This is a genomic window from Flagellimonas onchidii (genome assembly GCF_004804315.1).
GTDB classification, from domain to species: domain Bacteria; phylum Bacteroidota; class Bacteroidia; order Flavobacteriales; family Flavobacteriaceae; genus Flagellimonas; species Flagellimonas onchidii.
In genome coordinates this window covers 150380-164458 of record NZ_SRXX01000007.1, presented here as the reverse complement: position 1 = coordinate 164458, position 14079 = coordinate 150380, and the positions used below count along the sequence as shown (strand labels likewise).

Below are 14079 nucleotides of genomic sequence, written 5' to 3'. Positions count from 1 at the left end.
TTCCCGGGTAAAACCATTCTGTTATGACCAAAAGACAATGGATTCAACGTAACCGAAAATGGCATCGGTACTTAGGAGTTATTCTAGGTATCCAGCTTTTGTTATGGACCGCAGGAGGACTCTATTTTAGTTGGACCAATATTGATGAAATTAGGGGAGACCACTTGAAAAAGGCACAATCGATTCCTATTCCATCTCAAGATTTGGTGTCTCCAACGTCGTTCATAAAACCTAGAGCAGTTTCTAAAGATAGTATTCGCTCAATTGAGCTCATCAATATTTTAGGTCAACCTTTTTATCGTCTGATACAAACATCAGAAAATGGTAAAAACACCCTGTTGTTTGATGCTATAACTGGCTTTCAAAGACCTCCATTAACCGAAAAAGAAGCTGTTCTTGTTGCTACGGAGGGGTTAAACGTAAGCGCCGAGATTACCAAAATAGAGCGCATTCAAAGTACAGGCAAGCATCATGAATATAGGGGGCGTCCTTTACCCGCGTACGCCATAACATTTTCCCAACCTGCGAATACAACCATATATGTTTCGGAGAATTATGGAAACATCCAAACTTTTAGAAGCAATAAATGGCGTGCTTTCGATTTTCTATGGATGTTACATACCATGGATTATGAAGGCAGGGACAACTTTAACAATCTGTTGTTACGGGCATTTGCACTTTTTGGACTGTTTACCATACTTTCCGGCTTTAGTTTATATATTTTTACATCTAGAATTTTTAGCAAAAAACCATCAAAATGAAAAAAATCTTATCCCTTATAGTTCTTGTTTTGTTCCTATCCTATTCTTGCAAGGACAAAAAGAAGACAGAAGAAGGTCCTTCCCAAATCGAGCAGGTTATGGCCATACACGATGAAGTAATGCCCAAAATGGGGAAACTGGGAAAACTCGTAGGAGAATTAAAGGGTAAAATTGATACCACCGACACAAGCAAGGAATACGCAGATGCGATGAAAGATCTTCAGGAGGCCAGCAGAGCCATGATGGATTGGATGAGAGATTTCGGAATCCGTTTTGACCCAGATGAAATTCTGAACGGAAAGGAGCTTACCGAAGAAAAACAAAAATGGCTAGATGAAGAAGAGGTTAAGGTTAAAGCTTTAAAAGAGCAAATCAATTCTAGCATTGCAAATGCAGAAACACTATTGGGCAACGAATAGCATTACTTTTTCCACCGCAAGGTTTCCATAATTCTTCGGATGTCATTTTGTAGATAGGCTGCTGCAGGCAAAATGGAATCAAAGTTCGGTTTGGCATAAAAGTACAGTGAGCCCGTTACAAAGTGGTTTGTGCTATCCGTCACATAAAATTGGGACTGGGAAGCCGCATCCCCGCTCACTTCGTAAAACATGCCGTAAACGTTTGCATCAGTATTTATATATTCCTTTGGTGAGATTCCATCTGCCTTAACTACATGTTCGTAGGTGAGTTTCTGGGCATCAACGAGTAGCTCTCTAATGTTACCATCTACCTTTTTATAAGTTAGAAACACGGAGCCTTTCATCATGGGATAGTCCAATACCAAGGAGCAGTCTTTGTTTTCTTTTACGGAGGATAGTGTGTTGATTTCAAAGAAATAAGCACAATCTTCATTGATTTCCCTGTACTTTGCTTCGGGGTAATCAAGTCTTAACATGGCCTTGGGTTTGGGCAACACATCTTCCTTACATCCTAAAAAGAGTAACGATAAAATCGAACAAAATATGAATCTATGCTTCATGGGGTAAAGTAACTTTTATACGCTTAAGTCTTTTCTTATCAAGACTTTCCACAACAAATTGATAATTTTTGAACAGTACTTTTTCGCCGCGTTTGGGAAAACTGCCCGAAATCTCAAGAACAAAACCGGCTATGGTCTCAGATTCACCTTTTTGGTCTTCAAAATCATCCTCATCTTCTATCTTCACTACCCTATAAAAATCCTTTAACGTAGTCTTGCCGTCGAACACGTAGTTATAATCATCCAATTTGGAAAAAATCAAATCTTCATCATCAAACTCATCGCTAATATCACCAACAATTTCTTCAATAATATCTTCTAGGGTCACTATTCCTGATGTACCTCCATATTCATCAACTACCACTGCCAAATGGTTCTTTTTCTCTTGGAATTCAAGCAATAAATCATCAAGCTTTTTGTTTTCGGGGACAAAATAGGGCTCCCTGATCAACGACATCCAATTGAAGCTCTTTCGATCAATATAAGGAAGCAAGTCTTTTACATAAAGTACCCCCAATACATTATCCATGTTCTCAGAGAAAACAGGGATTCGTGAGTAACCATTCTTTTTGATTTCTTCCAATACTTCAGGAAACTTCATCTCTTCATTCAAGGCAAAAATGTCGATTCGAGGACGCATTACCTGTTTGGTATCGGTATTGCCGAAAGAGACAATTCCTTCTAAAATCTTTTGCTCTTCTTTGGTGGTATCTCCTTCGGAAGCCAGTTCCAAAGCTTGGGACAAATGATCTACGCTTAAATTGGATTTTTGCCTCCCCAACTTCTCTTGAAGAAATCCGGAAGCCGAACTCATCGGCGAACTCAAAGGCGTGAACAGAACATTTAAAAACCTCAACGGAATTGACATAAAATGTGAAAACTGAATCTTGTTTCGGTTGGCATAAATCTTAGGAAGTATCTCACCGAACATCAGAATCAAAAAAGTTGCGACAATCACTTCCAAAAGAAATCTTACCGAAACAACTCCAAACAGGGTTTGGTCAACCTCCGAAAAAATGGTGTTGCCAATAGAACTGAACAACAAAACTATTCCAATATTTATGGCATTGTTGGCAATAAGTATAGTAGCCAAAAGTTTTTTTGGTTGACCCAGTAACTGAACAATAAGTCTTCCTCTGGGGGAATCTTTTTCCTCAAGTTCGTTCAAATCGGTTTGGGAAAGCCCAAATAAAGCCACCTCAGCTCCCGAAATCAATGCGGAACAAACCAAAAGTAGTAAAAGTACAATCACTTTTATTGTGAATATACCGCTGAAAGTAATCAGGAATAATACCAAACTAGGGGGCTCGGGATCCAAATTCGTATGGTTTAAACTTACTTTTTAGAACGGAAGATCATCATCCTGTTCTACTTCTTCAACCGATTCGGGACCGGAAGGTTTAGTTGGTTCATTTTGAGGTGTCGGAGTAGTAACCTGTTGGGCATTGGCCATACTTTCAGACTTAGTGGACAAAAAGGTAAAATCTTGAACGTGCACCTCTGTGGTGTATCTGGTATTTCCATCTTCACCTTGCCATTGTCTATTCTTTAATCGACCCTCAACATATACTTTATCACCTTTGCTCAAATACTTTTCACAAATTTCCGCAGCCTTATTTCTCACTACAATGTTATGCCAATCTGTATTGGTAACTTTCTCTCCCGTTTGCCTACTCGTATATGTTTCATTCGTAGCTAAGGGAAAGCGCCCTACGCATCCCCCTCCTTCAAAATAGTGTACTTTGACCTCGTCTCCCAAATGCCCGATAAGCATTACCTTATTTAATGTTCCGCTCATAATTCTTTAATTAATCAAAAGTACTAAATTTTAAATGTCTTGATAAAATCTGCAATCAAAACTGGAACAGGGAATGACTCAATATTTTCCCATGAAACACCTTTGTTGATAGTTTGTTCTACTTCCAAAATCCAAAATCTAGTATACAGATGTTGGTGCGATAATTTATGGACAATAGGTTCATGATTGTGCAGCTTAATGGTTTTAACGGTGGGGAATCCATCTTTTTCCTTCAACTTGTTCTTCAACTCATCTTCATCAAGGGTTCTGTCTGATTCTGTCAAAGGAAATTGATATAAGTTTTGCCAAATGCCCTTTCCTTTTCGTTGTTCCAATATAGTATTCCCTTCTGCATCCAAATAGACCAAGTAATTAAAGTGCCTTTTTCTTACTTTGGTTTTGTTGATTTTTACAGGCAGACTAGCTACTTTGCTCTCTTTTAGTGCCACACAGCTTTCGTTTAGGGAGCAATGCAGGCAATAAGGCTTTTTTGGCGCACATTGAATAGCTCCAAACTCCATAACTCCTTGGTTATAATCCCTTATATTTTGGGCATTCATAACCTCTCTTGCGAGTTCCTTAAAGTATTTGACCCCTTCTGGACTGTTGATAGGAGTCTCCACACCAAAATAACGAGCTAAAACCCGATAAACATTGCCGTCCACAACCGGTTCGGGTAAACCAAAGCAAATGGAGGCAATTGCACTTGCCGTGTAATCCCCTACTCCTTTAAGGCTTTTGAGTTGTTTATAGGTATCCGGGAATTTTCCATCGAATTCTTGCACCACAATTTTTGCAGTCGCATGAAGATTTCTAGCTCTGGAATAATATCCTAATCCCTGCCATAACTTTAACACTTTCTCTTCATCTGCACTTGCAAGTTCATGCACGGTAGGAAAAGCTTCCAAAAATTTATAATAATATGGTGTTCCTTGGGCAACTCTTGTTTGCTGTAATATAATCTCGGACAACCAAATTTTATAGGGGTCTTTTGTGGCTCTCCACGGAAGCTCGCGCTTGTGAAGGTTATACCACTTTAGGATATGCTCAGAAAAAGTCATGTACCAAAATACTAAGAGTCAAATGTATCAGTTTATATACTTAAAATTAAAGGCTTTAAGCAAAAGATTAATTTTAATTTTTATATTTGCAAGCCGAAAAAATAAGAAAACAATAATATAAAATGACGAAAGCGGATATTGTAACTAGAATCTCAGAAAAACTAGGTATTGAAAAAGGAGACGTACAAGCGACTGTAGAATCTTTTATGGAGGAGGTAAAATCGTCCTTGGAGAATGGAGATAATGTTTATTTAAGAGGTTTTGGAAGCTTTATCATCAAGACAAGAGCGGAAAAAACAGGTAGAAACATTTCCAAAAACACTACCATTAAAATCCCAGCGCACAATATACCTGCCTTCAAACCTGCCAAGGTTTTTGTAGAAGGTGTAAAGAGCAACGTTCAAGTAAAATAAATATAACTAACACTAAAGGAAGAGCCATATGCCGAGTGGTAAAAAAAGAAAAAGACACAAGGTAGCTACCCATAAGCGTAAAAAACGCAGAAGAGCTAACCGACACAAGAAAAAGTAGTTGTTGCAACTACTTTTTCATTTTACACACATACGTTCTTTGACATAGAGATTCAGGTAAAGAATTTCAATCGGTTTAAGAGAAACCGATTCTATATATTGTTTAATCATTTATCCCTCATTTATAGCTAGGGATAAATAAAAATCGATTCAAGTGAATAGAGAATTAATCGTTAGATCTAGCACTGATGCAGTCGATTTTGCCTTACTAAAGGATGGAAAACTAATTGAATTACACAAAGACGAGGATGACAACAACTTTTCCGTTGGGGATATCTTCCTAGCCAAGATAAGAAAACCCGTCACCGGCCTCAATGCGGCATTCGTTAATGTAGGTTATGAAAAAGATGCATTCCTGCACTATCATGACCTTGGTCCGCAGCTGTCCTCCATGCTGAAATTCATTAAAAAAGTAAGAACGGGAAAACTCAAGGACTTTTCCCTCAAAGATTTTCCATTTGAAAAAGATATCGACAAGAATGGCAGTATTAACGAAGTTATTAAGGCCAATCAGTCATTATTGGTACAAATTGTAAAAGAACCCATATCCACAAAAGGACCTCGAATTAGTTCCGAGCTTTCCATAGCCGGGCGTTATTTGGTCATGGTTCCATTTTCGGATCGTGTTTCCGTATCGCAAAAGATTGGGAGCAAAGAAGAAAAGGACAGACTTATACGGCTTGTAAAAAGTATAAAGCCCAAAGGATTTGGCGTAATCATACGTACCGTTGCAGAAGGCAAAAAAGTTGCAGAACTTGACAAAGATCTTCAGAATTTGCTATCAAAGTGGATAGCAATGTGCAAGAAATTGCAAAAAGCGCCCCATCCATCGAAGGTGTTGATCGAGCTTAACAGAGCCTCGTCCATCCTAAGAGATGTTTTCAACGATTCCTTCACTGGAATACACGTAGACGATGAGACGCTTTACAATCAAATCAAGGATTATTTGCATGAAATCGCACCCCAAAAAGAATCCATCGTAAAGCATTATGCAGGTTCAGCTCCTATTTTCGAGAAATTTGGAATTGAACGACAGATAAAAACTTCTTTTGGAAGAACCGCTTCCATGAGTAAGGGTGCTTATCTGGTAATTGAGCATACCGAAGCACTTCATGTAATTGATGTGAACAGTGGTAACCGCTCAAATAAAGCCAAGAATCAAGAAGATACCGCTTTGGAGGTAAATCTTTTGGCTGCAACAGAGATTGCAAGACAATTGCGATTGCGAGACATGGGCGGAATAATCGTTGTGGATTTTATCGACATGACCAAAGGTGATCACCGTAGAAAGCTTTATGATCATCTTAGGGAAGAGATGAAGGACGACCGTGCCAAACATAAAATTTTACCCCCGAGCAAATTCGGATTGGTACAAATTACAAGGCAAAGAGTGCGTCCCGAAATGAACATCAAAACCAGTGAAGAAAACCCTAACGGCAATGGTGCCGAGGTTGAAGCTCCTATAGTTTTGATTGATAAAATCAATGTGGATTTAGAGCGAATCATGAAGAGCAATAAAAAGGATAAAGACGTTGTTCTTAACATACATCCTTTTATTGCGGCATACCTGACCCAAGGATTTCCATCTCCACGCTTTAAGTGGTTCTTGGAGCATAAAAAATGGATAAAAATCCAACCAAGGGATGCCTACACATACCTTGAATATCGTTTTAAGAATAAAGACGGTAAAACAATTAGATAATATAAAGCGACTTCAGCAATGGGGTCGCTTTTTTTGTTTTATATATTTGAAAAAATGTATTCTTCCAAATCATACATGCTTACCGAGGCTACAAAAAAAATGGAACGCTATTGCGCCTATCAGGAACGTTGCCATATGGAAGTATCCCAAAAATTAAAGGAAATGCGGATGATACCAGAGGCCATTGATCAAATCATGGCACATCTCATCCAGGAAAATTACTTAAACGAAGAACGCTTTGCCAAAAGTTTTGCCCGGGGAAAATTCAACATCAAAAAATGGGGAAAAAACCGAATTGTGAGTGAGCTGAAGCAACGTCAGATTTCTGTGTTCAACATAAAGAATGCCCTAAAAGAGATTGATGAGGAAGACTACCTCAACACCTTGAACGAACTTGCTCAAAAAAGATTAGCCCAAATCAATGAGTCCAATACTCAAAAGAAAAGGAAAAAATTAGCTGACTATTTGCTTTATCGTGGATGGGAGAGCAATCTTGTTTACGAAAAACTGAAGGAGTTGATCTAAATCACCTCCATTTTTGAGTCAGCAGGCGATGTGTACGAACCACAGCTTTTTCGTTCTTCCAGTCAATCCATTTTTGACCTTTCAATTTGCGCATAAGGTTATCAAAATGGCGCATAAAAAAGATATTGTAAACTGCTTTCCCAAAATTTTTGGGTTTTCGGGGAATCGCTCTTAAACTCATAGAAAACCCGGGGGTCATATACTTCATATGATGCCAATAGCCTTCTGGAATATAAAGCACATTTCCATGTTCTAGATGGGCAACATGCCCCTTGGCTTGCTTTAGGGCAGGCCACTTTTCCAAATCGGGGTCTGCAAAGTCTATATCTTCCCTTGTAATTAAAGAATGGGGAATTTTATACAAGAATTTGGTTTCAGACTGCGAGAACAGAATGCACTGTTTTTTTCCTTCGAAATGAAAATGGAAGATATTAGCTAAGTCAATATCATAATGCATAAAGGTATGGGAATTGCTTCCGCCAAAGAACAACATAGGCAGCCCTTTCATCAAGCGTAGTCCGAAATCAGGGTACTTAAAATCCTTCTGAAGCTTGGGCACTTCCTTCAGTACGTTCCAAAGAAAAATCCGATATTTCGTAGGTTCCCTTTTTAAAAGGTCAACATAATCCCTCATTTTCATCTTAGCGTGCGGCTCATTGAATCCCTCGTCATGCTTTACAGGCCTATCATCATATAAAGGAACCATTTTATCACCAGCAATTTCCTTTATGTAATCAAGATTCCACTTTGTATAGGCAGGCCAATCCTCAATGAAGTGTTCAATGACCACAGGTTTTTGAGGTTTAAAATATTTGCGGAGAAATTCTTTCTTTGAAAGCGTTTTCTCCCGAGGAATTTGGTCAAGATTCAGCTGCAAAATTTCAGTGATTTGAATCAACTAAAATAATAAAAGGTTTTTAAACAGAATTTGTAGTCCTATTCTTTGGATACCAATTTTGACTTTTCCTTCGCCGCCTCGTTACGCTCAATCTTATGCTCAGGACGTGTCCATCTCGGTTTCTCACCCAAGGCTCCAACCTTAGAGTCCTTGGCCTCCACCGTTTTGGGCTGGGATATTTTGGTAAATGGTTTTTGTGGATTTAATCCCAAGAGCTTGAACATTTCCATATCCTCATTCACATCTGGATTGGGGGTGGTCAGTAGTTTGTCACCGGCAAAGATAGAGTTTGCACCGGCAAAAAAGCACATGGCCTGACCTTCTCGACTCATATCAGTACGGCCCGCAGAAAGTCTCACTTGGGTTTCCGGCATTACAATTCGGGTAGTAGCCACCATTCTCACCATTTCCCAAATGGAAATTGGCTCTATATCTTCCATAGGAGTACCTTCTACAGCTACCAAAGCATTGATTGGCACAGATTCGGGTTGCGGATTTAGGGAAGCCAAGGCCACAAGCATTCCTGCGCGATCTTCAAGGGCTTCACCCATTCCAATGATTCCACCGCTGCACACGGTTACATTGCTCTTTCTTACATTGTCTATGGTATCCAAACGATCTTGAAAAGCTCGGGTGGAAATTACATCTTTATAATAATCCTCAGAGGTATCCAAATTGTGGTTATAGGCATACAGACCTGCTTCCGCCAATCTTTTTGCTTGGTTTTCGGTCAACATACCCAAAGTACAGCACACTTCCATATCCAATTTGTTGATGGTACGCACCATTTCCAAAACTTGGTCAAACTCAGGTCCATCCTTTACATTTCTCCACGCAGCTCCCATGCATACCCTAGAACTACCTGAAGCTTTGGCACGGAGCGCTTGTGCCTTTACTTGTTGAACGCTCATTAAATCGTTACCCTCAATATCGGTATGATATCTTGCTGCTTGTGGACAGTACCCACAATCCTCAGGGCAACCACCTGTTTTGATAGAAAGTAAAGTAGAAACTTGAACAGTGTTAGGGTCATGGTGTTGTCTATGTACTGTTGCCGCTTCATACAACAGTTCCATCAATGGTTTGTTGTAGATTTCCAAAATCTCTTCCTTCGTCCAATTGTGTCTTGCTGCAATCATGGGTTGAATATAAATCAAGGTCAAAAATAGGCCTTATTCCTAAAACACTACAATTATATAGGGTTAAAAAGAATAGGGCCATGACAAATATCATGCCCTCATTCTTCAAAAAATCAAATGATTATTCCTCTTTTGAGGCTTCTTTTGAATCCATTGCAATATCATTTTCGTTGACTAGAGCATTCACATCCTTTCCTTTGAGATATTCTGGCAACTGCATTCCTGCCATATTGAACATCTCTTGCAAAGGCGGTACGGATTTATACATTCCTGAGATAAAATTGGCAGTGGAGTTTTTACCATCTTCGGTTTTTGCACCAGAATCCCAAACGGTGACTTTATCGATTTTAATATTCTTGATAGCTTCGGCCTGCTTTTCTACCAATTCTGGGAGTTTATCCGCAATCAATAACAAAACTGCATCTTTAGGGTTGTTACCTGCCGCTTTAACAATCTGGTCAAGACCTTCTGCTTGTTTGGTCAATACTTCAAAAATACCTTTCGCTTCGGCTTCGGCTTTAAATAAGATAGCATCTGCCTCACCTTTTGCTTTTCTACGGATCATTTCCGCTTCAGCTTCTGCGTCAATTTCAACCTTTTGTTTATCAATCTCAGCTGGCACTACAATATCTGCAACTTGGGAGCTTCTCTCCCTTTCTGCCCTTGCCATCTCAGCATCCTTTTCTGCCGCATAGGATTCTTCAAGTGCTTTAGCCGCCTGTACTTTTTCTGCAGCAATCGCCGTACGTTCCGCCTCTGCTTCTCTTTGCCTTCTTAAAGAATCTGAATTTGCTATATCAATTTTCGCCACGTTTTCACCCTCAACCGCTTTTGCGTTGGCAGCTGCTACCTGAGTACGTTCATCTTGCAAGGCATTGGCCTCACCAATAGAACCGTCCCTATTTTTTTCTGCAACAGATTTACGAGCAGCATTTATGGCATGCGCGGCAGCCTCTTTACCTAAAGCTTCGATATAACCAGATTCATCAACAATATCCGTAATGTTTACGTTAATCAGTTTCAATCCGACTTTCTTCAACTCTGATTCCACACTTTGTGAAATGTTAGACAAAAACTTATCTCTATCAGAGTTAATTTCCTCAATATCCATGGAGGCCACTACCAAACGAAGCTGTCCGAAAATAATCTCCTTTGCCAAGTCTTGAACTTCTTGCATTCCCAACCCCAAAAGACGTTCGGCGGCATTTTGCATAACCCCAGGTTCTGTTGAAATACCAATGGTGAATCTTGAAGGCACATTGACCCGGATATTCTGTCTACTCAATGCATTGGTTAAATCCACTTCTATGGAAATGGGGGTCAAATCCAAAAATTCATAATCCTGAATCACAGGCCAGATAAAAGCGGCACCACCATGAATACATTTGGCGGAATTACCGGAGCCTACTTTTCCGTAGACCACCAAGATTCGGTCAGATGGACATCTTTTATACCTGCGTATAAAAGAAATGACAATGATGAAAAAGAACAGTATGGCAAAGCCAATGGTCAAGAGCGAAGCTCCTCCGCCCAATTGTAAGGGAATTAATAGCATATGGTTATTTATTTAGGAGTTTAACAATCAATATTCCATTATCGGTAACTTCATGGACCTTCACTACATTTCCTTGCTTAAGGTCAATATCTTCATCTGTAAGTGCCTCAAGTTCCCTTAGGGTACCTTGCACATTGATACTTACTTTTCCAATACCTGACCTGTTAGCACCTATGGTGAGATACACTTCCCCGATTTGATTTAGGGCATTTTTTAGTTTTAAGGTTCCACTACTCTGCATTTTGCTCAAATAATAAAATAAAGTGGCCATGGCCGACATCATCAACAACCCACAAATCACTGAAATAATGATAGTTGCACCAGTAGAATATCCATTTTCGATACAGGAAATTCCTGACCATCCGAAAATGGTAAAAAAGCCCATAAGGTTTTTGAAAGAAAGGAACTGAAATCCTATTCCACTGTCTCCATCAATATCTGCATCAATGTCACCGCTTAAATCCTCAACGTCTCCTCCAACAAATGTCAAAACCACCAAAATCAACAGTATAATGGAACCAATACCAGCAGTAATCCAATAGATTTTTTCAAACAGAGGCAGGGCAGTAAACCATTCTTCCATAGTCAACAGTTTTAGATTATTGTTATTGATGAAAAAGATAAGGCTTTATGAAATAAAATCACCTTATTTGGAAAGTAAAATTGAGACTGCATTACCTCCAAAACCTACAGCATTTACAAGCACTTTTTTAATAGGCCTGTTCCGCTTTTCCTGATTGTAAAAAGGAGTCTCAATATAGGTTTGGTGCTGTAACATAAGTATAGCCATTTCAACGCTCAAAAGTCCCGAAGCACCAAAGGTGTGACCTACTTTCCATTTATTGGTTGTTAAAAATGGTGTTTTGTTACAAAAAACTTTTTCAATGGCTTTGATTTCTGACATATCCCCTTTGATTGTTCCAGGAGAGTGCATGACCACAATATCCACTTGTTTCGTATCCATATTGCCTAACGCCATCTTCATGGAGTCTTGAAAACAATGCGCATCGGCAGAAATGGAAATATTATGTTCCAAAGGTTCAGTGGCATATCCAATCCCTTCAATCAATGCCAAAGCATTCGGCTTCAATCCTTTTTCCAAACAGGCCATTGCTGCTCCTTCGCCAAGAATCATGGTGTTTTGTTTCTTATCAAAATCCAAAGCTCTACAGGGAAGATTTCCCTTGTCATTGCCTCTGGCTGCTTCTTTAACCGACATTCTGGAATAAATCTTTAAAGCTTGCATTTGTGCAATGGTAAACGGGGTCAATGGAGCCTCACTACCTCCGACCATAAATTTATCAGCCATTCCACTTTGAATCCAAGCTACACCATTTAATAAAGCATGTAAGGCTGTGGAGCAAGTAATAGAATGTGAAATTTCGGGTCCCTTAGTTTTAAGATCATGTGCTACCCATGAGGAAATATTACCCAAAGTGGTTGTTGGAGAAGATAAAGTCGATGACTTCCCACTGGCTAAATATTCTTTGTGATACTTTTCAAAAAGCGATGTTGCGCCTCTTGATGAACCAATATTTATCCCAAAATTATCAGAACCATCCCAACCAGCGCTTTCAGCAGCTTTTCTTGCCGTGTAAATGGCATAGAGTACGGATTCATCTAAATCTTTGTACTTGGAATCGGATTTTCGAAGTTTTGTCAAAGCTAACTTCATCTCTCTTGCTAATTGGGCGCCCCATACTTTTTGATGGCCTAAATCAACTTCCGAAAAGCAATGGTCGTCATTCAAATAGGAGTTCCAAACTTCATCAGGAGTACTTCCCAAAGCTGAAATAGTGGATAAGGCCGTTATGGAAATGGGTTCTTTAATCATTTTCATCTAAGCAATTTCAATTGCTCCTTCAATGGAATCATAAATTTGCTGCAACTGTGAATCTTCAATCACATAGGGAGGAATAGTGTAAATTGTATTGCCCAGAGGACGAAGGTTGACTCCTTTGTCCATAAAATGTTTATAGAGGCGATCCCGTAATTTGCCATAGCGGTCCATTTCGGTTTCTACATCAATAGCAAGCACAACCCCCATACATCGTGCATCCTTTACTTTAGGATTGTCCTTAATTTTCAGAACAAATTCTTCATGCTTTCTAGCAATATAAGCTCTGCGTTTCACGATTTTATCCGAAGACAACAGCTCAAGGCCAGCCAGTACTGCCGTACACCCTAAAGGGTGAGCACTAAATGTGTGTGCATGAAAAAAACCTTTGGCCATTTCTTCGCTGTAAAATGCATCAAAAACTTTCTGTGAGCAACTGGTAATGCTCAGAGGAAACATTCCTGCCGTTAGTGCTTTGCTCAAACAGATGATGTCAGGCTTATTCTCTAGATAGTCAGAAGCAAAGTTTCTGCCCGTTTTACCAAACCCAGTCATGATTTCGTCTGCAATACAGAGTGTGCCAGCTCCTTGGCACTTTTGAATTAAGGTATCCAATCCAGAGGCCGAATGAAACTTCATTCCCGCTGCTCCCTGAACCAAAGGTTCAAAAATAAACGCAGCGCATTTGTTATTTGCCAAGATTGCACCCAACTGGTCAAGTACCTGTTCAGTATTCTGTTTGTTTGGCGTCGGGATGCGCTCCACTTTCATCAAAAAATCTTCAAAAGGCCCATTATAGACCGAAAGCCCTGAAGCGCTCATTGCACCGAATGTATCACCATGAAATCCTTCTTCAAAGGCTATGATGGTATCTCTCTTATCACCATTGTTATAGTGATATTGAAGTGTCATTTTTATAGCCGCTTCAACTGCCGTTGAACCGTTATCGTTGAAAAAAATCTTAGCCTGGTTGCTGGGTAAAATTTTCATCAATTCCTCTGAAACCCGAACAGCAGGCTCATGGGTGAATCCACTGAACATTACAAAATCCAATTGCTTCATCTGCTCCGACATAGCAGAAACTATATGTTCATTGCAATGCCCGTACATGGCAGTATACCAAGATGAGATTCCATCGATATAGGTATTACCATCCTCATCCCAAAGTAATGCGCCTTTGGCTTTCACAATTCCTTTAGGCAACGCCGCCGTTTTGTGCTGCGTTAGAGGATGCCAAAGATGTTTTTTATCTCGTTCTGATAATTTTTCCACTATAACAGGATTAGTGAAACGC

15 protein-coding genes are annotated in these 14079 nt (G+C 39.6%); 5 read left to right on the top strand and 10 right to left on the bottom strand.

Annotation, left to right across the window (positions count from 1 at the left end; all coding sequences use genetic code 11):
- Positions 1-23 precede the first annotated feature (23 nt).
- Together E4661_RS09570 and E4661_RS09565 are read left to right on the top strand one after the other, a co-directional pair.
- Positions 24-761, top strand: coding sequence for a PepSY domain-containing protein (locus tag E4661_RS09570; protein ID WP_136466682.1), 738 nt, complete (start codon positions 24-26; stop codon positions 759-761).
- The gene (locus tag E4661_RS09565) at positions 758-1180 is read left to right on the top strand and encodes a hypothetical protein (RefSeq protein WP_136466680.1); all 423 of its coding nucleotides are present in this window, start codon (positions 758-760) and stop codon (positions 1178-1180) included. Before E4661_RS09570 ends, E4661_RS09565 begins: the two co-directional genes overlap by 4 nt.
- 2 nt (positions 1181-1182) lie before the next feature.
- Here E4661_RS09565 and gldD read toward each other — a convergent pair whose 3' ends face one another.
- From gldD to mutY, 4 genes are read right to left on the bottom strand one after another with little or no spacing between them, the layout of a single operon-like run.
- The gene (gene gldD / locus E4661_RS09560; protein WP_136466678.1) at positions 1183-1740 is read right to left on the bottom strand and encodes a gliding motility lipoprotein GldD; all 558 of its coding nucleotides are present in this window, start codon (positions 1738-1740) and stop codon (positions 1183-1185) included.
- The gene (locus E4661_RS09555; protein WP_136466676.1) at positions 1730-3058 is read right to left on the bottom strand and encodes a gliding motility-associated protein GldE; all 1329 of its coding nucleotides are present in this window, start codon (positions 3056-3058) and stop codon (positions 1730-1732) included. Before E4661_RS09555 ends, gldD begins: the two co-directional genes overlap by 11 nt.
- 24 nt (positions 3059-3082) lie before the next feature.
- The gene (locus tag E4661_RS09550) at positions 3083-3538 is read right to left on the bottom strand and encodes a single-stranded DNA-binding protein (protein ID WP_136466674.1); all 456 of its coding nucleotides are present in this window, start codon (positions 3536-3538) and stop codon (positions 3083-3085) included.
- Positions 3539-3561: 23 nt separating this feature from the next.
- The gene (mutY, locus tag E4661_RS09545) at positions 3562-4599 is read right to left on the bottom strand and encodes an A/G-specific adenine glycosylase (protein ID WP_136466672.1); all 1038 of its coding nucleotides are present in this window, start codon (positions 4597-4599) and stop codon (positions 3562-3564) included.
- Positions 4600-4721: 122 nt separating this feature from the next.
- On the opposite strand from mutY, the gene E4661_RS09540 reads away from it, so the two are divergent.
- From E4661_RS09540 to E4661_RS09530, 3 genes are all read left to right on the top strand, one after another.
- A complete protein-coding gene (locus E4661_RS09540; protein WP_036380395.1) occupies positions 4722-5012 on the top strand; it encodes an HU family DNA-binding protein in 291 nt (96 codons plus the stop codon).
- A 271-nt stretch (positions 5013-5283) separates the two neighbouring features.
- Positions 5284-6831, top strand: coding sequence for an Rne/Rng family ribonuclease (locus tag E4661_RS09535; RefSeq protein ID WP_136466670.1), 1548 nt, complete (start codon positions 5284-5286; stop codon positions 6829-6831).
- Between the two features lie 54 nt (positions 6832-6885).
- A complete protein-coding gene (locus E4661_RS09530) occupies positions 6886-7356 on the top strand; it encodes a regulatory protein RecX (RefSeq protein ID WP_136466668.1) in 471 nt (156 codons plus the stop codon).
- A 1-nt stretch (position 7357) separates the two neighbouring features.
- Here E4661_RS09530 and E4661_RS09525 read toward each other — a convergent pair whose 3' ends face one another.
- The 6 genes from E4661_RS09525 to bioA form a co-directional block, all read right to left on the bottom strand.
- Positions 7358-8233, bottom strand: a complete 876-nt coding sequence (locus E4661_RS09525; RefSeq protein WP_136466666.1) for a cupin-like domain-containing protein — start codon at positions 8231-8233, stop codon at positions 7358-7360.
- Positions 8234-8292: 59 nt separating this feature from the next.
- A complete protein-coding gene (gene bioB / locus E4661_RS09520) occupies positions 8293-9393 on the bottom strand; it encodes a biotin synthase BioB (protein WP_136466664.1) in 1101 nt (366 codons plus the stop codon).
- A 121-nt stretch (positions 9394-9514) separates the two neighbouring features.
- Complete coding sequence (locus E4661_RS09515) at positions 9515-10948, bottom strand: flotillin family protein (protein ID WP_136466662.1); 1434 nt, start codon at positions 10946-10948, stop codon at positions 9515-9517.
- 4 nt (positions 10949-10952) lie between these two features.
- On the bottom strand, positions 10953-11531 hold the full coding sequence (locus E4661_RS09510; RefSeq protein ID WP_136466660.1) for a hypothetical protein: 579 nt from the start codon (positions 11529-11531) through the stop codon (positions 10953-10955).
- A 63-nt stretch (positions 11532-11594) separates the two neighbouring features.
- Positions 11595-12782, bottom strand: a complete 1188-nt coding sequence (locus E4661_RS09505) for a beta-ketoacyl synthase N-terminal-like domain-containing protein (protein ID WP_136466799.1) — start codon at positions 12780-12782, stop codon at positions 11595-11597.
- A gap of 6 nt (positions 12783-12788) precedes the next feature.
- Complete coding sequence (gene bioA, locus E4661_RS09500; protein WP_240751447.1) at positions 12789-14057, bottom strand: adenosylmethionine--8-amino-7-oxononanoate transaminase; 1269 nt, start codon at positions 14055-14057, stop codon at positions 12789-12791.
- Positions 14058-14079: the final 22 nt, after the last annotated feature.

What these genes read in the sequence shown, in the direction of transcription:
- E4661_RS09570 (WP_136466682.1), top strand. Translation starts at nt 24, where the DNA reads ATGACCAAAAGACAATGGATTCAACGTAACCGAAAATGGCATCGGTAC.
- E4661_RS09565 (WP_136466680.1), top strand. Translation starts at nt 758, where the DNA reads ATGAAAAAAATCTTATCCCTTATAGTTCTTGTTTTGTTCCTATCCTAT.
- gldD (WP_136466678.1), bottom strand. Translation starts at nt 1,740, where the DNA reads ATGAAGCATAGATTCATATTTTGTTCGATTTTATCGTTACTCTTTTTA.
- E4661_RS09550 (WP_136466674.1), bottom strand. Translation starts at nt 3,538, where the DNA reads ATGAGCGGAACATTAAATAAGGTAATGCTTATCGGGCATTTGGGAGAC.
- mutY (WP_136466672.1), bottom strand. Translation starts at nt 4,599, where the DNA reads ATGACTTTTTCTGAGCATATCCTAAAGTGGTATAACCTTCACAAGCGC.
- E4661_RS09540 (WP_036380395.1), top strand. Translation starts at nt 4,722, where the DNA reads ATGACGAAAGCGGATATTGTAACTAGAATCTCAGAAAAACTAGGTATT.
- E4661_RS09530 (WP_136466668.1), top strand. Translation starts at nt 6,886, where the DNA reads ATGTATTCTTCCAAATCATACATGCTTACCGAGGCTACAAAAAAAATG.
- bioB (WP_136466664.1), bottom strand. Translation starts at nt 9,393, where the DNA reads ATGATTGCAGCAAGACACAATTGGACGAAGGAAGAGATTTTGGAAATC.
- E4661_RS09515 (WP_136466662.1), bottom strand. Translation starts at nt 10,948, where the DNA reads ATGCTATTAATTCCCTTACAATTGGGCGGAGGAGCTTCGCTCTTGACC.
- E4661_RS09510 (WP_136466660.1), bottom strand. Translation starts at nt 11,531, where the DNA reads ATGGAAGAATGGTTTACTGCCCTGCCTCTGTTTGAAAAAATCTATTGG.
- E4661_RS09505 (WP_136466799.1), bottom strand. Translation starts at nt 12,782, where the DNA reads ATGATTAAAGAACCCATTTCCATAACGGCCTTATCCACTATTTCAGCT.